This is a genomic window from Rossellomorea vietnamensis, from assembly GCF_001305855.1.
GTDB classification, from domain to species: Bacteria; Bacillota; Bacilli; order Bacillales; family Bacillaceae_B; genus Rossellomorea; species Rossellomorea vietnamensis_A.
Map to the genome: position 1 here is coordinate 1 of NZ_LIXZ01000084.1, position 573 is coordinate 573.

Sequence of the window (573 nt, forward strand, 5' to 3'; positions counted from 1 at the left end):
ATTACGAACAATGGGTTCCCCCATTCGGAAATCTCTGGATCAAAGCTCACTTACAGCTCCCCAAAGCATATCGGTGTTAGTCCCGTCCTTCGTCGGCTCCTAGTGCCAAGGCATCCACCGTGCGCCCTTCATAACTTAACCGAATTGGTTGTTACATCAGGTTTAAAACCTAAAATGGCGATACTCGGTAATTTCTTGACTATCAATTTATCTTTATCTAGTTTTCAAAGAACAATCATTTGTCTCGTTAGAGACAGTATGGTTGGATATTTTGCTTGCGCAAAAATCCCTGATGGATGGTTATTTTGCTTTCGCAAAAAACCTTGTTGAACCATCAAAACTGAACAAAACTTCGACGTGTCAAACGTTTTAGTAAATCTTCCTTAGAAAGGAGGTGATCCAGCCGCACCTTCCGATACGGCTACCTTGTTACGACTTCACCCCAATCATCTGTCCCACCTTAGGCGGCTGGCTCCAAAAGGTTACCTCACCGACTTCGGGTGTTACAAACTCTCGTGGTGTGACGGGCGGTGTGTACAAGGCCCGGGAACGTATTCACCGCGGCATGCTGAT

At 45.7% G+C, this 573-nt stretch carries 2 rRNA genes; both read right to left on the reverse strand.

The window, feature by feature from the left end:
- Positions 1–141: ribosomal RNA gene (locus AM506_RS21860) — 23S ribosomal RNA — on the reverse strand; the annotation flags it as partial.
- 246 nt (positions 142–387) lie between these two features.
- Positions 388–573: ribosomal RNA gene (locus AM506_RS21865) — 16S ribosomal RNA — on the reverse strand; the annotation flags it as partial.